Source organism: Bacteroidetes bacterium GWF2_43_63 (genome assembly GCA_001769275.1).
Lineage (GTDB): Bacteria > Bacteroidota > Bacteroidia > Bacteroidales > DTU049 > GWF2-43-63.
Window position 1 is genome coordinate 66,298 of the sequence record MEOQ01000029.1, and the last position, 19,105, is coordinate 85,402.

General features: G+C 42.1%; 16 protein-coding genes. 5 read left to right on the top strand and 11 right to left on the bottom strand.

Annotated elements, in window-relative coordinates:
* The first annotated feature begins 385 nt into the window (after nt 1-385).
* Complete coding sequence (locus tag A2W93_04190) at nt 386-955, top strand: flavin reductase (protein ID OFY54382.1); 570 nt, start codon at nt 386-388, stop codon at nt 953-955.
* A gap of 317 nt (nt 956-1,272) precedes the next feature.
* Here the strand turns inward: A2W93_04190 and A2W93_04195 are convergent, their stop codons facing one another.
* From A2W93_04195 to A2W93_04215, 5 genes are all read right to left on the bottom strand, one after another.
* Nucleotides 1,273-1,827 carry a hypothetical protein gene (locus A2W93_04195; GenBank protein OFY54383.1) on the bottom strand — a complete coding sequence of 185 codons (555 nt, stop codon included), beginning with the start codon at nt 1,825-1,827 and terminating at the stop codon, nt 1,273-1,275.
* 11 nt (nt 1,828-1,838) lie between these two features.
* Nucleotides 1,839-2,333 carry a hypothetical protein gene (locus A2W93_04200; protein ID OFY54384.1) on the bottom strand — a complete coding sequence of 165 codons (495 nt, stop codon included), beginning with the start codon at nt 2,331-2,333 and terminating at the stop codon, nt 1,839-1,841.
* A complete protein-coding gene (locus tag A2W93_04205; GenBank protein ID OFY54385.1) occupies nt 2,330-3,121 on the bottom strand; it encodes a hypothetical protein in 792 nt (263 codons plus the stop codon). Before A2W93_04205 ends, A2W93_04200 begins: the two co-directional genes overlap by 4 nt.
* 74 nt (nt 3,122-3,195) lie before the next feature.
* Nucleotides 3,196-5,283, bottom strand: a complete 2,088-nt coding sequence (locus tag A2W93_04210) for a hypothetical protein (GenBank protein ID OFY54386.1) — start codon at nt 5,281-5,283, stop codon at nt 3,196-3,198.
* A complete protein-coding gene (locus tag A2W93_04215; GenBank protein OFY54387.1) occupies nt 5,283-6,563 on the bottom strand; it encodes a hypothetical protein in 1,281 nt (426 codons plus the stop codon). The genes A2W93_04210 and A2W93_04215 overlap by 1 nt, the downstream gene beginning before the upstream one ends.
* A 76-nt stretch (nt 6,564-6,639) precedes the next feature.
* On the opposite strand from A2W93_04215, the gene A2W93_04220 reads away from it, so the two are divergent.
* A complete protein-coding gene (locus tag A2W93_04220) occupies nt 6,640-9,393 on the top strand; it encodes a hypothetical protein (protein OFY54388.1) in 2,754 nt (917 codons plus the stop codon).
* A 1-nt stretch (nt 9,394) separates the two neighbouring features.
* Here A2W93_04220 and A2W93_04225 read toward each other — a convergent pair whose 3' ends face one another.
* The 4 genes from A2W93_04225 to A2W93_04240 all read right to left on the bottom strand — a co-directional run bounded on the left by A2W93_04225 (nt 9,395) and on the right by A2W93_04240 (nt 14,282).
* Entirely contained in the window at nt 9,395-9,760 is a 366-nt protein-coding gene (locus A2W93_04225; protein OFY54389.1) for a hypothetical protein, read from the bottom strand.
* 118 nt (nt 9,761-9,878) lie between these two features.
* On the bottom strand, nt 9,879-11,348 hold the full coding sequence (locus A2W93_04230) for a carbon starvation protein CstA (GenBank protein ID OFY54390.1): 1,470 nt from the start codon (nt 11,346-11,348) through the stop codon (nt 9,879-9,881).
* 12 nt (nt 11,349-11,360) lie between these two features.
* Nucleotides 11,361-13,592, bottom strand: coding sequence for a hypothetical protein (locus A2W93_04235; protein OFY54391.1), 2,232 nt, complete (start codon nt 13,590-13,592; stop codon nt 11,361-11,363).
* 177 nt (nt 13,593-13,769) lie between these two features.
* Nucleotides 13,770-14,282, bottom strand: coding sequence for an O-acetyl-ADP-ribose deacetylase (locus A2W93_04240; protein OFY54392.1), 513 nt, complete (start codon nt 14,280-14,282; stop codon nt 13,770-13,772).
* A 122-nt stretch (nt 14,283-14,404) separates the two neighbouring features.
* Between A2W93_04240 and A2W93_04245 the strand changes: the two genes are divergently transcribed.
* Complete coding sequence (locus A2W93_04245; protein OFY54393.1) at nt 14,405-15,331, top strand: cold-shock protein; 927 nt, start codon at nt 14,405-14,407, stop codon at nt 15,329-15,331.
* A gap of 113 nt (nt 15,332-15,444) precedes the next feature.
* Here the strand turns inward: A2W93_04245 and A2W93_04250 are convergent, their stop codons facing one another.
* A complete protein-coding gene (locus tag A2W93_04250) occupies nt 15,445-16,815 on the bottom strand; it encodes a hypothetical protein (protein ID OFY54394.1) in 1,371 nt (456 codons plus the stop codon).
* An 89-nt stretch (nt 16,816-16,904) separates the two neighbouring features.
* Here A2W93_04250 and A2W93_04255 point away from each other — a divergent pair, with 89 nt between their 5' ends.
* Together A2W93_04255 and A2W93_04260 are read left to right on the top strand one after the other, a co-directional pair.
* Nucleotides 16,905-17,225, top strand: a complete 321-nt coding sequence (locus A2W93_04255; GenBank protein ID OFY54395.1) for a hypothetical protein — start codon at nt 16,905-16,907, stop codon at nt 17,223-17,225.
* Entirely contained in the window at nt 17,197-17,541 is a 345-nt protein-coding gene (locus A2W93_04260; GenBank protein ID OFY54396.1) for an antitoxin, read from the top strand. Before A2W93_04255 ends, A2W93_04260 begins: the two co-directional genes overlap by 29 nt.
* A 71-nt stretch (nt 17,542-17,612) precedes the next feature.
* Here A2W93_04260 and A2W93_04265 read toward each other — a convergent pair whose 3' ends face one another.
* On the bottom strand, nt 17,613-18,707 hold the full coding sequence (locus tag A2W93_04265; GenBank protein OFY54397.1) for a hypothetical protein: 1,095 nt from the start codon (nt 18,705-18,707) through the stop codon (nt 17,613-17,615).
* Nucleotides 18,708-19,105: the final 398 nt, after the last annotated feature.

The following is a 19,105-nucleotide window of genomic DNA, read 5'->3' on the forward strand; positions in this document are numbered from 1 at the left end:
TAAACCACTTGTCCTTTTTACCAAAAAAAAATCGACAAACGGGTTTGAGCAAAACGCACAATGCACAGGTCATGAGGCATGCGGCATGAGGCCTGCGGCTTGCAGTCCCGCTCCTTCGCAGCGGACTCGCTCATGACTTTCGAGAGTCGCGGAGCGTCCTGAAAGAGTCGGAAAGATGCAGCGCACCTCCCCAATCAGCATGATTAACTCCCCGCCTGTAACGCTTGTAACGTGTAACGACTGTAACAATTGTAACGTCTGTAACGATTGTAACGCTTGTAACGCGTAACGACTGTAACGACTCCCGCTTCCAGCGGGATAAATTCCACGACTGTCTCGCGTAACGAACTCCTCAATTAACTATCTTTGCAAAAACGACACAACAATGATTCAAGAAAAACATATCTGGAAACCTGGCAACATGCTTTATCCTTTACCGGTAGTCATGGTTTCATGCGGTAATGCCGACGTTCGCAACATTATTACCATTGCATGGACCGGCACTTTGTGCACGACTCCACCCATGGTGTACATCTCAGTGCGGCCTGAACGCCATTCATATGCAATGATAAAAGAACAGATGGCATTTACGATTAATCTTGTGGATAAAAATCTGGTGAAAGCAGCCGACTTCTGCGGAGTCCGGAGTGGGAAAGACCTCGACAAGTTTAAAACCATGAAACTCACGCCTGTGGCCGGAATTCAGATTCCTTGTCCGTATATTGCCGAAAGCCCGCTGTCGATGGAATGCAAAGTGACACAGATTATCGAGCTGGGTTCGCACCACATGTTCATGGCCGAAGTGCTTAACACCATTGCCGACGAAAGATTCTTCAACACAAGAACGTCAAAATTCGAAATCGAACGTGCCGCTCTGATAAACTACAATCATGGTGGATACTTCGAGCATGGCGATCTGGTTGGAACGTTTGGCTATTCGGTGAAGAAGAAATGATTTGCTGATGTACTCATGTGGAAATGTGAGACTTCGTCCATGTGCGGCTTCGCCGATGTGTGAATACGATACCCTGGAAAAAATACGATTTAAAATGTGCAGTTTGCAAAAAGGCACTGCGGCTTTTCTTCAACCTCTCTGCGTCGCAAAGCGACCTGAGTGCGTTGAAGAAACCAGCCTCATTTAGCATAATGCTTGGTGCATGATAATGTTAGGTGCCAGACTAAGCTTCGCTCTCACACTGTCCAAAACTCCTTCTCATCCGCTGCGGCGGACTGAATGCTGATAGCTGACTGCTGCCAGTTGGTTTGCTGGTTTTAGTTTTTCGGCTGCCAGTTTGGATTGAATTGCATGGCCTGCGGTCCGATGTGGCCAACATCAATATTCACGGCGCTTTTATTATCATCGGAACGAAACTCGTCAATGATCAGGCAGAATGCGATGATCAGCTCATAGTTGCAATCATTGTCGGCCACGATTGTGTAGTTGTCACCATTGAACCAAGAAACAATTTCCTTATCCCACCAGGCAATCTGAATTCCGTTTTTACAGACAGAATATTTCCGGCCCCGGTGTCCGTAAATTTCATAGGTGTCTTTGTTTAAAACACAGCGATAATGCAGTCTCCAGTATGAAACAGTTTCGAATTGAATTTCCGTACCGATGGGAAAAATGATTCTGTATTTTGCACGAAACAAGCTCAATTTCTTTTTAATTGTTAAGCGCACCTGCTGATTGATCGCATCGGACAATTGAATTTCGGCCAGAAATCTGAAAAGCTTTTTCGCTCCGGAATAGCGCTGCTGGCCATCGATAAATATCTGGTATTTGTCTCCGATGGAGATTTTTTTCTGATTGATGTCAATTCTCATAGGGTGTTTTTTTATTGGACCTGAATAATTTTCACTTCAACTCTTCGGTTGATGGAGTGCATGGGTTCCTGCAATTCTTTTGATTGAAGTGCGTCAATTTCTTCTTTTAAAATAAGTGGTTGTTGTCTACCGTAGCCTTTTATTTCAATTCTGGTCGGATCAATTTCAAACAAACCAACGAGTACTTCTTTAACTGATCCTGCCCGATGATAGGAAATGGTGTCATTGAAGTCATCCGTGCCGCGGTAATCGGTGTGCACGCCAATTTCAATGCACATTCCGGGATGCGCATTCAGAAAATCGGCAATTATTTTTACCGAGTCTTCGCATTCAGGAAGAACGCGTGACCCTCCGCTCAGGGTAAACAAAATTTTAGGTGCCAAAATATTGTCTCCGGCAGCGAATACCGAATCGTTGAATGATTTATAACCAGCAATGTGCTGTTGCGCATGAATTGGGGTTAGCAACCCAGCGAAAAGCCAGAATATGCAAAAGATTTTCTTCATTCAATACGCATTACTGTATTCTCCGAAATTACGAAAACAGATGGATCTGTATAAGGATTTACCCGAATAAAGCCTTCTTCAAAGCCCCAGTTTTCGCTGAGTGATTCGGCATTAATAATCAGCATACGGCTGTCTTTTCTGAATTCTGAACCACTATAGTTATTCATAAACGGAAGCTGTGAATAAATAATTTTACCAGTAATCCGGTCAACAATAGCCATTTGCTGACAACTGCTCCCACAGCCCCACGTAACAATTGTGTAATGACCGGCAAAGTTCACCCCTTCGTCTTCACATCCATTTTTAATTCTTGTAACAAATTTCAATGCACTGCGATCTGTCGAAAAATCTGGCATTGCAAGTTTTCCTGAATATATTTCAGCAACATCAAAATCGCAAAAATCATTTTTGAAGCTGAATTTCACAAACACGCCAGGCGTGGCAATAGCTTCATAGTTTGCAACAATAATTTTTTTTGGATCTTCGAAAACGGTATCGCCGTGTTTATAAAATTTTGATTTTTCACCATGTTTCAGAATTTCATACTTCATAAGTTTCGACGCTTTGAACATGATATTGTCGATCTTAATAATCGTGTCGCCTGATATAGGATTAAAACAATTATCAAGTCTATCAATACCATTAAATGCTGATTTTTCAGCATTACTATTTTGACTATTGCATGAATAAAGAATTAAAGTAAAGGCAATGAAAACCCACAGAAAATAATCAGTGATTTTTCGATTCTCTAATAAGTAGATTAATTGTTTTAAACAGGAATTAATCATTAATCGAAAATATGCATTTTATTGATTGAAAATCTTCCATTCATAAATCACCAACAATAATGTTTTTCATTTTTCTATTCCTTGAAAAATTTCAATGAATGAATTCCCGCTTTGTTGCTGATGGAGAGCAAATACATGCCATTGCTCAGTTGATGAACCGGCACAACGATGTAACCGCCCTGAGCTTGCTGAATACTTGAATAGACGCGGCGTCCATGCAAATCGAAAACAATCACTTCGCAATCAGATTCAGCACCAGCGATGGTAATATAATCTTTTGCAGGATTTGGAAACAGCATCAAATCTGGTTTACTGAAATCAGCGACTGAAACAGGCGAGGTGCGGTAATTACATTTGAATCCCTGCGCGTGCGTGGTAGCCGTTGTTTTGAGCGTGATGGTCATGGTGCCGTTGGCGGAATACAAAACCGGAGGCAGTTGGTTGCCTTTGAAATCACCAAGTATGACATTTGTTGTATGATCGGTTACTCTGACGTAATCGCTGGAATCCACATCAAATTCTGAAAATGAAAGAAGTATCGGCTCGCCTGATGCCGGCTCAATTTTCCAGCGACAGAAATTATTTCCGTGGTACATGTAAGGACCAGAGCCATCTTCGATGGTGTCGGATTCAGCAGTAATTGTTGACAACGCCGTGCAGAATCCAAAAGGAGAAACAATGCTATAGGAAATCAGAAAGCCGGCTGCAGTGTCAGCGGCATTGCTTGTGAATGTAAGAAATACGCGATCGCCCGTGGACTGAATTATTGAAGGAATCGAAGAACCGCTGTAGGAGCCAAGTACAGGCGCCGAAGTGTTTTCTCCGTCGTAGATTGTCAGCACATCGTTGACGCTCTCAGTTTCAAAGCGGTCGAACGTAAGTTTAATGCTGGTTGCGCTGTCGTCCGGAGCAATCAGCCAGGAGCAATCCGTATTGTTGCGATAGCCGAACAAAGGTCCGGAGCCGTCATCGATGGTACCGTCGCGTGAGCTGACCGTGTCGGTTCCGTTGCAATAATATGGGTATGGGCCATCGGGATACATGTTGACAACTAGTTCATGCATCAAAGTAAAATCAGCTCCACTGGGTGTCAGATTGCTGGTGTAGAAATAGCCGTCGGCAGAGCCGCCCCAGCCCCAGTTGAAGTGAAAAAAACAGGTATCCTGATAGCCATCCACCACGAAAGCGTGTCCGCTCATATAGATGGTGTCGCCCCAGCCCGCATAATACATGGGCAGTCCGCGTTCAAGGTGACTGATAATAACGCTATCCCAGTTGAGCGTAACCGAATCACGGAAAATGTATCGGGTTGAATCGACATATTTGAAAAAAGTTTTTAAAACATGAGCTGCCTTGTGGTTGTTCATTCCGCTTCCGTCGGGGCCATAGTGCATATCGACGCCAACTCCGATATTATAGATAAGTTCTGCTGTCTCCGGATTGGTGCGGGTGAGTGCGGTAGCCATTTCGTTAAAATCATAGGTCGCAGCAGCATAATCAACGGTGAGCGTTCCATACACCGTGTCTTCGCTTGTGTAGGACCCAACGCCGGATTGCGGCCAGCGAAAATAATTCACCAATTGTCCAAGTGCTGTGGCCACACAACCAGTATAACATTTATCATCGGGTCCATCGGGATCGGCCGGACAGAATTCATTGTAGTAAGTTACCTGATACCATTTTGTTGTCAGAAGAGGTGCAACCTGTCCTTTCGGCGCATTAATGCTTCCAATCATATAATCGGCCCAAAGCTGTTGATTTTCCGGATTCTGATAATTTTTCAAAACAGATGTTTCGTAAACTTGTTTTGAATAATTTTCGAGCAATGCATTCAATGCCGGATTTGAATGATTTTGCGGGCAGTGGTTTTCGGACGAATAAGCCACAACGGGAACAATATTTTTATTGGCGGAAACAATTATAAATCCCTCCGGAAAAAGATTGAAAACATAGTAGGTTGTTTCCCCATTTAATACGCCGGTATAAGATTCTGCAAAATAAGGTGCGAAACTGTTTCCAAGCCGTTGTGTTGCAAAATTGGCCGCCACAGTGCTTGCTTCTTCCGGAGTGACGCTCTGCGCTTTTGCAAGATTGCCGTAAAACAAATCAAGGGCAAGGAACAACGCCAGGCCCGCAACAAATCTCATTGATTTGAATTTCATTACTTTGATTTTTCGAGTTGTTTGATCAGTTTTCTGGTCATCTGACGGATGAAAGGCATAACGTCATCTTCGTTTACCATTGTGAGGCGACCGTTTTCAACCACCAGATGTCCGTTGGAGATAACGTGAGAAATGTGTTTGCTTTCAATTCCAAAAATCATGTGCATGGCCATGTTGGCGGGAGTGACTTCTTCGGGTGCCGGATAATCGAGTATGATGAGGTTGTTTTCGGCATCTCCGCAGATTTTGTTTCGCAGAAAATATTCATTGCCCGCTCTCAGACGCTGAATGGCAATAGTCGGATCGATATGATCGAATCCCTGACCGGCCAGGAAAGCCATTTTGGCGCTTCGCAGCATGTTGCCATGCAATCCATCGGTGCCCAGCATAATGTTTTCACCCATGCCTTCGGAATTGAAGAATCCAACATTGCTGCGGAGATTGCTTTCCATATTTTCGACCACGAAAACGCCGGTCTTGTTTATCAGTTCAGCTTCTTCGTTGCTCAGATGGATGGCGTGGGCAAGTACTGTTTTGGTACTTTCAAGAGCACCTGCATCATACAAACGCTCGACAACAGTCACTCCATATTCTTTCAGACTTTGTTCCTGATCGATGGTGCTTTCGGCTACATGAATATGAACGCCGGTTTTATGCTTCGAAGCCATTTCAACCGCATTTTTCAGTGTTGTTGAACCAACGGTAAAACTAGCGTGCAGACCTACGAGACCCGGCTTGCCCGAAAGCCAGCTGTCGGTATAGTCCAGCCCTTCGTCAGATGCGGAATAACTTTTCCGGTCACTGATTTCGAAACAGGGTAAAAATTGTAAGCCAAGTTTTTTAAATGCCTTTTCTATGGTTTCGAGTGAACCTTTTATGAAGTTTTGACTCGAATGATGTTCAATCACGCATGTGACGCCATTTTTCAATGATTCCATCGCAGAGTAAAGAGCGCAGGCTTCGAGCACATCGGCATCGAGAAACTGATCAATTTTCCAGGCACCGGTTTTCAGTCTGAATTCAAAATCGTCGGTGTTGGTGAGTTTATGCGTCCTTGTCAGACTAACATAGCTATGATGATGGCCATTGACAAAAGAGTGTGTGACTAGTTTTCCAAAGCAATCTATAATTCTGACGTCAGTTTGATTTTCAAGCAAATCATTAACATCCGAACTGGTTACAAGCTTTTTTTTACTTTCACCTTCGACTAAGATATTGGTGAACAGTAGTTTATTTTGCCTGAAATCAAAATAATTTGCGTTTTTAAGAATAATTGACATTTTTCCTTTTTTAAAAATTTACCTTTGAGGTCCAGAGGCATCAAAGGTTGGTCAAAGATAATAAATTATAGTATTTATGAAATCAACGATAGAAGAATTATATAAATTCCTTGACGAAGCCGGCGATAATGATATCCCGGCAATTAAAGTTGTTGAGTATCTGGATGCTATGCAGCTCAGGCAATTTGGCAAAAAGCATCATGACCACTATACAGAGTTGCTTGAAGGATTTTCGACATTTAAGGATATCCAAAGTCTTTCTGATTTTATATCCGGTTTTCTGTATTCGGTTATTGGACAGGAGAATGCTATAACCGTTATTTCGCTCTGTAACAATGAAAACGCTGAGTTTCATACCGTGTCGATAGCAGGTTGTTCTGATTTGCTTGAAAAAGTCGGAAAACTGACTGAATCAGGCCAATTGTCGCTTGCCATGAAGAACAGTCTGGATGATTTAACCCCTATGTTCGAGGATCGCCTGCTGCAGATAGAATCGTTGTACCATTTTGTTCATAAATCCATCCCTGAAGAGGCTTGTCCAGCTGTTGAAGAATACATCAATCTTCATTATTACTATGGTTATCCCATCAGTGACGGAAATAAAATCATTGCAACAGTTTCGCTGGCTGTCCCCAATTGTTTATCAGAAGTAAAATTCATTGAGCTGGACAGGATGATCCGTTTTGCGAGGCAGTTTTATATTCTGTTATTCAATTTTCAGCAAAGCGACCAGTTGAACCGTCAGATGACTTCGGTTTTTGACATGACTGATCTGGCATTTGGACTTTTTTCGAGCGATGGACATTTGATAAAAGCAAACAGTTCATTCAATACGTTGTTCAATTCTTTTGACACACCGCATTTATTTGATCCCGCATTTGTAAAGGTCCTAGGAATAAAAGATGTTTATCAGCTAAAACAAGGTATCGAAGTTCAGATGGATGTTTCGGAGAATGTTTTCAGAGATTTACCTTCTCTTGCTGAGTATTCGCGTGGGAGAATAGTGCCGGTCAAAGCAACCGATACAACCATAACTTCTTTTATTTTCATTCTTCACTCCCGAAAGGCAGAGCTTCGGATTCTGGAGACTGTGAAAAAAAATGAACAAAAATATCAACGTATATTCAATTACATTCAGGATGTATATTTCGAAATTAAACTGGATGGAACAATTCTCGAGATCAGTCCATCATTATACCACTACACCAATATTAATCCGGTCACTCTGATTGGAACAAACATTCAGTCATTATACCAGAATCCATCTCAGCGTGATAATTATATACAAGAGATTTTAGCCAAGGGCAGGGTTGATAACTTTGAAATTGACATTCAGTTGCCTGATGGGAAAATATTCAACACCATTGTCACCGCATCGCTCGTCGATGCGGGAACTGATTTTGAGCGAATCATTGGTTCCATGGTTGATGTATCGGAACTGAATAAAAAAACGAAAGCAATTCTTGATAATGAAATCAAGTTCAGATCTCTGTTTGACAATGCTCCGATTGGCTTTATGATATGTGATATTGATGGCGAAATTCTTGAAATGAATCCAGCTTTTCTGAGTATTTTTCAATTAAAGAGCATTGACAAAAGTAAAGAGACCAATGTTTTAAAAAACGAAACCGCTCAAAAACTTGGTGTCTCTGCGCTTGCAAAAAGTGTTATTGACACTGGAAAACCTGTGTTTACCGAATCTTTATTCTTGTGTCCGGATGGAGTCGAACGAAGTTTTAAATTGAAGATCAGTACCATTCCTGATCAGACCGGTGGATTAAGACATATTCTTTTTATTGCTGAAGACATTACCGACATAAAAGCTAAAGACCTTGCATTGGAAGAGAGTCGTGAGCGTTTTCTCGATATTTATAACAATACGAGCGATTTGATTTACACAATGGATTTTGAAGGAAATTTCACTTCGGTAAATCCTGTTGCGGAAAAATGGCTTGGATACAGATTCCAGGATCTGAAAAATCGCAACATGCGTGAATATATTTCTCACGATAGTGTTCAACGTGCAATGGAGCAGGTAAGACTTAAGCTGGCACATGCTTCAAATCACTCCACTTATGAGGTAACTGCTTATACGCGAAACAAGGATAAAATGATCCTTGAGATCAACAGTTTTCTGCGGTACAAGGATGGAAATCCCATTGAAGTATTTGGAATTGCGCGCGATATTACTGAGCGCAAGAAGCATGAAGAGTTTATCACATTAGCGCTGCGTGAGCGCGAAAAGTTGATTATGGAAGTTCACCACAGGATTAAAAACAATCTGCAATTGGTGCTTTCAATGTTGAAAATGTATTCCTACAATCTCGAGGATAAAAAAACGCTTCAGACATTCAGAGATATTATTCAGAAAATAATGGCAATTTCTGCAGCGCACGAAGATTTTTATTTCAGTACAGATTTCAAAGAAATTGACTTCGGAAAATATTTGGAGACAGTCGTAGTGAATTCAATAGAACAATTCGACCATCATAATAAGGTTAAATATAAAATTGAATCAGATGAATTGAAAGCGACAATTGACGAAGTTGTTCCGCTGGGTCTGATTGTATCCGAACTTCTTTCAAACAGTATCAGACATGGAGTAGACAAAGATGGAACGGTGAACTTATATATTGGTTTACAAAATATCGGCTCAAAGCATGAATTAATAGTAAAAGATGATGGGCCGGGAATTCCAGCTGAAACATTAAGCAATATTGGACAGTCATTGGGGCTGTCGCTGGTAGCTATGCTTGCCGAGGATCAGCTGGGTGGTAAGTACCTGGTAGAATCAAATGAAAGCGGAACAATCGTGAAGGTTGAATTCTGAATTACTTTACGAAACCGCTGCAGGCAGCAGCACCAAAGGGCAGATCGTTATCATCGGAAAACAAGACTGCATCGCCCTGCACGATTTCGACTTCAACATAGCCTGTATCAGTCGCATTTTTCGCCTGCAGATAAACGTATGTATCTGGTCTCGCACTGAATTCATAACTCCAGGGAATGGTTCCTGTTGAAAGTCCTGTCAACGTAGTCTCCCCCTTATCGTTTACATAGGTTACCAGAATTTCGGCAGCAGTACCATTAACCTTGTAGGCCATCTTTTTTTTGAAGACAACGATTTGGCTTGATTTGTCACATGAGGTCACAAAAACAACTGGGAGGAGCAGTAACAGAAAGATGAATTTCTTCATTTTAATTCAGTTTAAGTATTTTAAACGTGGCTAAATTAGAAAAGTTTTTTCAAATGGTAAAAAAAACTTGCATAAAGTTGATTTTCAATTAAAACCCGGCTCCGTCTTTTCTTCACTTTCACGGTAGCGGCTCTGTACTTCCTTGCTTATTTCGAACAAACCAGACAAAGAAAAGAGCCAGAACCAGAAATGTAATCCCGGCTCCAATACCAATAGACATATTGTATGGAAGTTGAAGGCCTTCAGGTGCGAAGAATATATAGGATGAAGCAACCATTGTCATGAACACGGCCGGGATGAACGAAACGAGCCAAAGCTTCTTTTCACCAAGCAGATAAACGGTGATTGCCCAAAGGGTTATTGTCGCAAGAGTCTGATTACTCCAGGCCATATAGCGCCAAATGATTCCAAAATCGATTTGAGTAAGAACAAAGCCGCATAAAAAGAGCGGTGAGGCAATGAGCAACCGATTTGCGATTTTTTTCTGTTTTAAATGGATGAAATCGGCCACAATCAGCCGGGCACTCCGAAAAGCAGTATCTCCCGAGGTGATGGGTGCCGCCACAACTCCAAGAATCGCAAGGAAAGCACCGAAGCGACCCAGCAATGAGTTGCTGATTTCATTCACTACCCACGCAGCATTCCCGTTTTTTGCAATCATCGTGTCGTTCAGTTGTTCAACACCTCCGAAAAACGCCATGGCTGCTGCAGCCCAGATCAGAGCAAGGATTCCTTCCGTAATCATGGCTCCGTAAAATACGCGCCGGCCATATTTTTCATTTTTTATACACCGGGCCATCAGAGGACTTTGAGTAGCATGAAATCCTGATATAGCGCCACAGGCAATAGAAATGAACATCATCGGAAATATGGGCATCGCATCGCCTTTGATGTGCTGATTATATAGATTCCCTGTGAGTTCTGGTAGGTGGAAATTTCCGAACAGAATGGCCCCAATGATTGCTGCTGCCATAAACAGTAATGCAAAACCAAATATCGGATAAATGCGCCCGATTAATTTGTCGATCGGAAGCATGGTGGCCAGAAAGTAATAAATAAACACGATTATTGCCCAGAAAGTCAAATCAAATGCTATTGCTGTGTTTCCGATATTCAATACTCCGGGTGTGAGCCCGGCAAGAATTCCGGCAGGCCCCATAATGAAGACCGCTCCAACCAGAACCATCAGCATAACGGTGAAGGCGCGCATAAACTGCATGACGGGTTTTCCAAGATATTTTCCAATGATTTCCGGCAGGCTTAGCCCGTCAAGCCGAACGCTCATCATTCCGGCCATGTAATCGTGAACAGCACCTCCGAAGATAGAACCGAAAACAATCCACAGGAAAGCCGATGGGCCCCACATGGCTCCGGCTATTGCTCCGAAAATGGGCCCGAGGCCGGCGATATTCAGGAACTGAATAAGAAAAATTTTATACCAGGGCAAGGGAACATAATCCACGCCATCTTGTTTTGAAAATGCAGGCGTAGTGCGCGTTTTGTCAACTCCGAAAATCTTTTCCATCAGCAAGCCATAAAACAAATAGCCCGCGATAAGGATTCCCACTGAAATGAGAAATGTGTACATGAAAACCGGTTTTTATTTTTTACCCTTTGTTTTCTGTTGATCTTTTTTCCACGCTTCCTTGTCCATCAGATCACCCGTTTCTGTGTAATGGCGCCATTTCCCCTGTTTCAACCCTTCTTTGTAATCACCCTCAATCTTTATGGTACCTGAGTCGTAATAAAATTTTGCTTCGCCATCTGCCTTGCCTTCAGAATATTCAATGCTGGTTTTCGATTCGCCATTGCTGTAATATTCGAGATAGGTGCCATCAATTTCGCCATCCTCAAATTCAGCCTGAGCCTTTGTTCTGCTTTCTTCTTCGTCGTAATACAACATCCCTTTGCCGGTTGGCTCACCGTCTTCGAACATCAAACTTCCCCAAATATCTCCGCTTTCGTAGTAATAGCGCCACATCCCTTCGCGATTTTTATCAATAATCCGACCTTCAGCTTTCACCTGAGTGCTATCGTCTTCGTAGTATATTTTGCAGGTTTTACCTTCTTCATATTCCTCCGGCAGTTCAATGTCGAGCAGGGAATCAAATTCGCTGACATACAAATCTTCGGCGCTGTTTTCAATTTCTTCGAGCGCTGCATCAAACAATGCATCGGTACTATGTTCGACAATAAGCATGTTGCTGAACAAGCCTTTTTTCTCGCTCACCAATTGAAATCCAATTTTGTAAAACGAAGCCAGAATTTCTCTGCTTTCGCGGATATTGGCTTTCTGATCTTTTTTCGCGTAATAATAGAGATGACTGTAGATTTTGGGTCCCTGCAGGAAAACGGACACATTGGCTTCGTCGTCGAACTGTTCGTAAAAATTCATAAAATCCTCATCATTGGCCAAAATCCGGCCTTTCTCATACGAGTCAATCATGTCCATCAGACAGCTTGGAGAATTGCTGAATACAACAAAATCATCCATGTAAATAAAGTAGGGCTTGTCGAGTTTTGCAAACATTTTTCCGAAAAACATTTTGAAAAAACCGTTCATTCCGAAATAATGAATTTTGAAATTTTTATATTCAGAATCAGCAATCTTAATCGGAGTGCGGTTTTTTACCTTCTTCACGATTTTCTCCATGCCTGCCATCGCCAGTTCAATGTCTTTGGTATGCAAAACTGCAATCATATCATTTTCGCGCGCGTTGGGGGTGGGAGGGAGCTTCAACATGGCTATTTCATTACCAATCCAGGAGAAAAAGTCTTCTTCGAGACTGATGCCAAACAGCTTCTCCATTTTTTTCAATGACTTTTCATACGATTCTGCTCCGGCTGAATCTTTGAAAGTAAACTCAGCTTTGAGATTATTGAAAAGGTCCATGTAGTCGGCAAATGAAATAGAAAGATACAAGGCATAGTCGGAAGGAATAATTCTGTAAGCCTGCATTGGTCCACGTTCAATACCACTCAGCATGTGCATGTAGCTTTCGGTCGAATCTTTCAGAATGGTGCTGCCGCTGAAACTGAGTCGTTCGCTTTCCAGATTGATGTTGAATGCTGAATAGCCGAAAATGCGCTTTAGCTCACCCAGCAGTTCCTGTTCATCTGAAAGGTAATAACCAATGTAGGGTGCAAGAAAATTATAACTGGCATAGAAGCGAAAAAGATTGTTGCCTGACGTAGAACTCACGACAGTCTGAAAAGCAGCATCGTTTTTCCAGAGATCCGGCGTTTTTGCGGTGGTGATGGAATTCTGCACCAGACTTTTGTTATATGAAGCCATAAAAACATTGTCGATGACCGAAACATAAAAAACTTCATCGCTGGTTTTATCGTCAATGATGAGAATGTCGGTGTCTTCAAATTTTTCGCGCGACATTTCATAGCCAAAGTTCTCAACAATTCCACCGACATAATCTTTGATGAATGCAAATTTACCAGCCTGCTTCAGATCGACCAGAAACAGAAAATCGAAATCCTGATTTGGAAGAAGATGACAGCTAACGAGCAACGGCCGGTCGGTAAAAAGCATGTCCATGGTTTCGTCGCCTTTGATAAGAGAGTCGAGGGTGCCGGCGCTTTCCGAAATATCTTCAAATAAAGGATCTGTAATCAGATGCTGCCACATTTTGCTTTCAGTCAGCGTTGTCCAGCCTTTAGTCAGGTTATCAGTTTCAATGATATAAACGGCGTCACGCGGCACATAATTCCAGATGGCGCGCATGGGGCTGGTTTTGAAATAAAAATAGGCAGCTGTTCCACCAAGACCCAGAACGATTACTGCAAGCGAGATTAGAAATATTTTGCGTGACTTTTTCATAGCCGGATTTTAGTTAAGCAAACCTACGGTTTTTTCGTAAGATGTGCAAAGGAATGGGCCGAAAATATTTGTACGGCCTGGATCGCTTTGCTGGAGGCAGTATTAAAACAAGCCAGGCAATCCAACATTCAATAGTTCGAAGTGTCAAACCCCAGCAAGATACTTCTCACAGTAAAATTAAACGCTGAACATATCCGCAAAAATCTTTTGCATGGTGCTGAAATCTTTATCGGAAAATGCGACAAGAAATACATCCGGAGCACCTGGGTTTTCGCGTATAAAAGTGTCGATGGTGCTCATGGCAATTCTCGTGGCTGTGTCAAATGGAAATCCATACACGCCGGTGCTGATCGAAGGGAAGGCGATGGTGCGGATTTCGTTTTTCAAGGCCAGTTTCATCGAATTGAAATAACACAATCGCAACAATTCCGGCTCGTTGTGAACGCCTCCCCGCCAAACGGGACCCGGAGTATGAATGACATACTTTGCGTGTAATCGGAATCCGGGTGTAATCTTGGCTTCGCCGGTCTGAGCGCCGTTCAGTTTTTTGCAGAACTCGAGCAATTGCGGTCCCGCCGCACGATGGATAGCACCATCAACTCCGCCGCCTCCCAGCAAAGTTGTATTAGCCGCATTTACAATGCATTCCACCTGTTGTTGAGTAATATCTCCTTTAACAATTTCCATCATTTTATTAGTTGTTAAAAGTGTGTTATCGGTTGGGAAAATGACAAAATGCAGTATTAAAATTGTAAATATAAGTAGAATTCATTTACATTTGCACTCCAATAAATTATTAAATAATAATTACTATGAATCAGGATCGTAAGACAAATTTAGCACGAATTGGGGTATTCTATGACGGAAATTATTTTCTCCATGTTAGCAATTACTACAATTACGTGCATTCTCGTCAGAGTCGAATTAGTATCAGTGGGCTCCACACTTTCATACGCCAATATGTTGGTCAGGAAGAAGGCATGGATCCACAGTATTGCCAAATAGTCGACGCTCATTATTTCCGCAGTCGCCCGGGCGCTAAGGAAGCCAGTATGAAAGGCAATCAACTTTATTTCGATCGTCTTTTCGACGACATACTCATGTCGGAAGGAATTACAACTCATTATTTCCCTGTACGAACCGTTCAGGGTGTAAAAATGGAAAAAGGAATCGATGTTTGGCTTGCCCTCGATGCCTATGATCTCAACATTGCACACAAGTTCGACGTGATGGTTTTAATTGCCAGCGATGGTGATTATGTGCCATTGGTCAGAAAAGTGAATGCGCTTGGCACCAAAGTCATGCTTGTCAGCTGGGATTTTGAATTCGTTGATGACTTCGGTCAGCAAAAAATGACCCGCACATCGCAGGATCTGCTCCGCGAAGTCACTTATCCGGTGGCTATGCATGATCTCATCGAAGACCCGGACTTTACAGGTAATCCAACCATCAACGGATTGTTTGTCCCCAGGTCGGAGAAGAAGGATTTTGATCTTTTTGAGTCCGAAGAGTTTATCGAATTGCAGGGCGATGGTATTGAAAGAACATCATCAATTCTTTCACTCAAAAACGGATATGGTTTTATTAAGTATCCGCCCAACAATCTTTTCTTCCATTTTCACACATTGGTAGAAACTGACATGACAGAGCTCAAACCGGGCGATGAGGTCATGTTCGAAATTGCCAAGAATGAAAAAGGTGAAGATGTGGCCGTGAAAGTTAAACTGCTTAAAGATTAATTTTTTTTAATCATTCCGAAACTCTGTCTGCGTAATTGCGGGCAGAGTTTTTTTGTTTAGCCCTCGAAGGGTTCCAAACCCATCGAGGGCTTTGTTCCAACCCCTTCGATGGCTTAGTTTTCAAACCTGACAAGTTTGTATTTCTTCTGACGCATAAACGATTGAATGATTGAATGCGCGTCTTTGTCGATGATGGCCGGTTTTTGAATATGCATGTAGCATTCTTCACAACAGCTCAGACTCGCGTCTTCAGGCAGAAATCCATATCCTTTATACGTGCCGTTTTCGACAAGTACAAATGGTTTTTTATCGTTTACATACTGACCTTCTGAAAGCAGAAATGTTTCGTTCTTCATCTGAACATCGTCCAGTGCCTGATATGCGCGCTCGTTGTAGTCTTCAGGCGATTCTTTGCCTACACAGGCCCCTTTGCATTTTTTTATCTGATGATAAAAGCATGGACCTTCAGTGTCGTAGATTCCGCACAGTTTCTGACAAAGCTGATAGCGGTTTATAATGCGGTCGAGATATTGAAGAGCTTCGTCCTTTTCTGAAAAAGCGCGCAATGGAAAAGCTTTTTTCTGATTTTGTGTGGCGTCGATATAAAAGTTCAGATATCCATTGTTGTCTTCGCATTCGTAAAGTCCGAAGCGAGCCAGGGAGCGACGTCCGGCGCGATTGAATACCGGTTTGTTCATTTTTATTTCGTGAGATTCTTTCAGAAGGGCAATGAGTTCGCTGCCGGTTTCTTCGTATTCGACACGCGCCGTAAGTTCCTGCATGCGCAGGTCGCGCACGGCTTTTTTGTTATAAAAATGATCGAGCACACGGCGGTGCAGGTTGGTGCTTTTACCTATGTAAATCAGATCGTCTTTGTCGTTATAAAAATAGTATACTCCGGTAGTTTCCGGAATTTCCCTGAAGCGTGTGATCATAAGCGCCGGATGCAGCTTGAGCTGAGTCTGCAGCACTTTCGGGCTGTCAGGAATACCAATTTCCTCGAGCATCAGAAACAAATCAACGGTAGCTCGTGCGTCGCCGGCAGCGCGATGTCGGTCGTGGAGCGGAATATTTAGCGATTCGCATAAATTGCCCAGACTGTACGAAGCGTGGCCTGGAATCAACTTGCGGCTGTTAGCCAATGTGCAGAATTTATCACTTTTAAAAACATAACCCAGCCGGGCAAATTCGGTGACAATGAAATTGTAATCGAAGCTTACGTTGTGCGCAACGAAAATGGCATCTTTGGTGATTTCAACAATGCGGGCAGCGACTTCGTAAAACTTTGGCGCATCTTCAACCATCGCATCAGTAATACCTGTCAGTTGCGTAATAAAAGGCGGAATGGGCCTTTCGGGATTAATGAGCGAACTGAATTCGTCAATGATTTTGCCATCTTCCACTAAGAAAATGGCAATTTCAGTAATTTTACCTGCCCGGTTATTCCCCCCGGTTGTCTCTATGTCGCAGACAGCGTATTTCATTGAGTGCAAAGGTAGTGATTTGCCCGATTATTTTATTGATTTTTTGCAGCTGTTGAAAAACTGTAAAAATTCACTATCTTTGTAAAGCTATGAATATTCTGACTCAGCATATCGATCAAATAAACAAGCTCTGTGAATCAAACAGTGTGAGAAATCTCTTTTCCTTCGGATCGGTAAATTCGAATAAATTTACCATTAAAAGTGATATTGATTTGGTTGTTGAAATTGATGATAACGATCCCATTTCTTATGCTGAAAAGTATTTCAATTTAAAATTCAAACTGGAAGAATTGCTTCATCGACGGATAGATTTACTCGAACAAAAGGCAATTCGCAATCGTTTTCTGAAAAGTGAAATAGATCGTACCAAAGTAATAGTTTATGGAAAAAGCAATGCAGACCTGGCTTGAAGATATTGTCAGGTCGATTGATGAAACAGAAATGTTTCTTCCTGAGAAAAGAAATTTTCACGAATTCAGAAAAGACCTGAAGACAAGAAAAGCAATTGAAAGAAATATTGAAATAATAGGTGAAGCTGTAAACCGGATTTTAAGTGTTAGTCCAAGTATAACCATATCGCATGCGCGAAAAATTGTGGACACAAGAAATCGAATTATTCATGGATATGATTCTGTTTCCGAAGATATTATCTGGGCAATTGTTACAAACGACTTGAAGAGTCTTAGGGATGAAGTTGCGCTTTTAATTAATGATCAGTCTCTGTAATTTTAGCTTCGCGAATGTCCATCCTGATGTTATTGGACCGCAGTTGACATTTTTCGAATAATGCAAATTTATTAAAACGCGGGCGTTCCGATGAAAGGTTTGCTTTTTTGAAAATGTCTGTACACAATACCAAACTCAATTGCATCGGCTTTGGCGAAATGAGCGCGCAGAGCAACGTGTAGCCCAATATTATCAGAAACAAAATATCGCAGTGACAATCGCTCAAAAACAAATTCTTTTTTAAAATTACCGTTTTTCAAATAAGATCCTGCCTGAAGATGTATTTGTAATCTGCCGATGGGTATAGTCCAAAGCCCTTTCAGCGACAGTTTAATATTGTTAGAAAAAGGAACAATGGTGTCATTGAATTCAGTCAGTTTTTCATTCATGCTGTAATCCAGGATCAGATCAGAACCAATTCCAAAAGCTGATTTAGAACGCGGGAAAAACTTTTCGGCGGAAAGACTGAATGCAGGCTTAATTCTCCCTTCATATTTTACTTGCTTCCATGCACCCGTTGCCACAAATTGCCAAAGACCTGAGAATACGGGTTCATTCAATTCCCTTTTAGCGATGGCTGCTGGTTTCATATTCCAGCTGTATTCGAGTCCCAGTCCTAATGTTGGAATATTCAGTCCGAGATTTGGCGCTTTGGTTGAGCCGTTTGAAAAATGCGTCCAGAGCAATTCTGCTTTCATTTTCCATGATGGCGTCAGTTCGAATGTTCGTTTGTAACCCAGTATTATCAACGCATTCAGATGTGAACCGATGGCAGTGAATGAACAATTGTCTTCGGTATACGTTTTTGTATTGAATTCAATGCCGCATCCAAGCACAAAATGGCTGCGGTGTTTTTCATTCAGCGGAAAATGAAACTGTGGACTAAAGCCTATTGAATAGCCCATAGTGTCAGGGTTTCCGGGATTTATAAGACAGATATCAATTACTTTTAATGTGTGTCCGCCTTGTTTCACATTGGTGTCGCGTGGAGTCAGATATTGAAAATGGCATTGCTGGGCGTGTCCGGTGATGTAATTCCACATATCGGAGTGATGCGGAGAGGTGAACCCATATCCAAAACCAGCCGACAGGGAACGCGTCTGCGCCTGTGATGCTGCGGAAATGCAGAGGATGCTCAGAAATAGTAGTAGTTGGCGCGCAGGCATTTTGGCAATTTATAAAGTGCAGAGCAAAGATAAAAAATGAATTGATATAATTGGAGCACTGTCACGGATCAGGGGCAACGCATTAAACCCCGCAAAAAACTGCTGGAATCGTAGTTGCACAAAGTTGCACAACGTTTTGCACGAAGTAACACAATGTAAAAAACTGTAAAAGCCGATTCAAAAAAACACAACAGAGTTGTGTTTCATCAATTACAGCATATCGAATTCTGAAAGTGCTCTTTCAGATTCACTTTGCTGTAATTGATACCGGCTTTTGCCTCATAAAATCTACTCAGTGCGACTCAGTGCGCACTCAGTGAATTCTAAGACATATGCAAGTCGTTTTTAAAATTTTCTTTGTAAAGTGTAACAAAAGGAGATTGTCTTTTTGTAACTGC